We start from the raw sequence: 2,134 nt of genomic DNA on the forward strand, positions 1-2,134 counted from the left end.
GCCCGAAGCCCCCGAAGGCCGCTCCGCCCACGTGGACGTGGCAGGCGCGGTCGTCCTGGCCGCTGCGCTGCTCCTGGTGCTGTTCCTCGCCGGCGAACGGAATCTGTGGAGCCGGCACCTCGCCGCGGCGGCGGGCCTCGCCGGCGTCGCGGTGGTGCTGCTCTGCGTCTGGGCCGTCATCGAGCTGCGCAGCACGACGCCCCTGGTCGATGTGCGGGCGGTGCGGCACCCGGCGGTCGCCGGGGCGAACCTCGCCATGTTCGTCGGCGGGATCGGCATGTACCTCCTGCTCACGCTCATCACCCGGTACGCGCAGACGCCGCACGGCGCCGGCTACGGCTTCGGGCTGACGACCTTCGTCGCCGGGCTGGTCCTCATCCCGTTCTCGGTGCTGGGGTTCGTCGCCGGCAAGCTCACGCCGCGGGTCCGGACGCGGATCGCCGACCCCCTGCTCCTGGCCGGTAGCGCCGTCGTGGTCGGCGGCGGGTTCGCCCTGTTCGCGGCGGCCCGGTCGGACCTGGCCGAACTGTTCGCGGCGATGGGCGTGCTCGGCTTCGGTGTCGGCGGCTTCTCGGCCGCGATGCCCGGCGTCATCCTGGCCGTCACCCCCAAGAGCGAGACGTCGAGCGCCATGAGCTTCAACTACGTCGTCCGCAGCGTCGGGTACTCCCTGGGCAGCGCCATCGGCGGCCTGATCCTCGCCGCGGGCACCGGCCCCGGCCACCTCTTCCCCGACGACAGCGCCTACACCACCGCGGCGCTGGTCGGCATCGGCGCCATGGCGATCACGACGCTGGCAAGCCTCGCTCTCGCCCGCCGACGCTCGTCCGAGACCAACCCGTAAGTCAGATGCACTCATCCCAACACTGGAGGTTCCATGCCCAAGGGCTACTGGGTCAGCGCCTACCGCACTATTTCAGACCCTGAGAAGCTGGCTGCTTACAACAAGCTGGCCCGTCAGGCCGTCCAGCCCTGGGGCGGCCGGACCCTCGTCCGTGGCGGTCGGGTCGTGGCGTATGACGCCGGAATCGCCGAGCGCACCGTCCTGGTCGAGTTCGACAGCTTCGAGCAGGCCGTCGCGGCGCGCGAGAGTGCGGCCTACCAGGAGGCGCTGGTCGCCCTCTCCGACGGCGTCGAGCGCGACTTCCGCATCGTCGAAGGCATCGACTGACCGAGGTCCAGTCGGATCTTCACTGAAGGACTCTGTCGGGAATCTTGAGGACGGGCAGTTAACGATCGTGACGTTGCGTCAGGCTCGTAGGAACATGCTGCCCGTGTTCCCGGGGAGCCCGATATGTCCCTCCAGCCCCAGCCCGGATCGGAGATCCCGCCGCTGACCGCGCGGGTCGCCCGCGCCAGCAACCCCCACGGCACTACCGCGATGTGGATCCGAGACCGCCTCGACGGCCTGTGGAACGACGAGGACTTCACCGCCTGGTACCCGCGCGATGGCCGCCCCGGCGAAGCCCAGCACCGCGCGGCAGGACCTGCTCGATGGCCTGCGCTACATCCGCCGCCACCGCCTCATCGGCCCGCTCGTCGCCGCCGGCGCCATCTGCGAACTCGGCCTCATCGGCACCCTCAACGTCGGCATGGTGCTCCTCAACGCCGAACGCGGCTGGGGCCCTTCCGGCTACGGCTGGATCGTCAGCAGTTTCAGCGCAGGTGCCGCGGCCAGCGCCGCGCTGCTCGCGATCGCCGGTTGGCTGCCCCGTGCCGGCCTGATGATGGCGGGGACGCTGCTCGTGGGCTGCGCGGGCGCGGCCACGATCGCGCTGGTGCCTACCCTGTGGCTCGCCGTGGTGCTGGCTGCGGTCATCGGACTGTGTGCGGGAGTCTTCGGCAGTCTGGACAACGCCCTCATACAGACGGAGGTGACCCGGCCTATCTTGGCCGGGTCACCTCCGTCGTCATGCTCACCATGGTCGGTCTCGCCCCCCTCAGCTACCCGCTGGTCAGCGCCGCTATAGGAGCCTGGGGGGCCGCCCCGGTGTTCGTCGGCTGCGGCATCTTCGCCAGCCTGGGCGTGGGCATCGCCCTGGCCTCCGAGTTGTGGGCACGCCGAACTGCCCCGGCGCCAGCCAGGCGTGACCATCTAAGCAACCCCAACCGCAGCCCCGCCGAACAGCCCGCA

At 70.8% G+C, this 2,134-nt stretch carries 1 protein-coding gene and 2 pseudogenes; all 3 read left to right on the plus strand.

Annotated elements, in window-relative coordinates; genetic code table 11:
* Window positions 1–844: pseudogene (locus ACTWQE_RS33970) on the plus strand (MFS transporter); the annotation flags it as partial.
* Between the two features lie 33 nt (window positions 845–877).
* Entirely contained in the window at window positions 878–1,171 is a 294-nt protein-coding gene (locus ACTWQE_RS33975; RefSeq protein ID WP_443332947.1) for a DUF1330 domain-containing protein, read from the plus strand.
* Window positions 1,172–1,466: 295 nt separating this feature from the next.
* Window positions 1,467–2,099: pseudogene (locus tag ACTWQE_RS33980) on the plus strand (MFS transporter); the annotation flags it as partial.
* Window positions 2,100–2,134 lie beyond the last annotated feature (35 nt).

The organism is Streptomyces sp. 8N706 (assembly GCF_052245415.1).
Lineage (GTDB): Bacteria > Actinomycetota > Actinomycetes > Streptomycetales > Streptomycetaceae > Streptomyces.

What these genes read in the sequence shown, in the direction of transcription:
- ACTWQE_RS33975 (WP_443332947.1), top strand. Translation starts at nt 878, where the DNA reads ATGCCCAAGGGCTACTGGGTCAGCGCCTACCGCACTATTTCAGACCCT.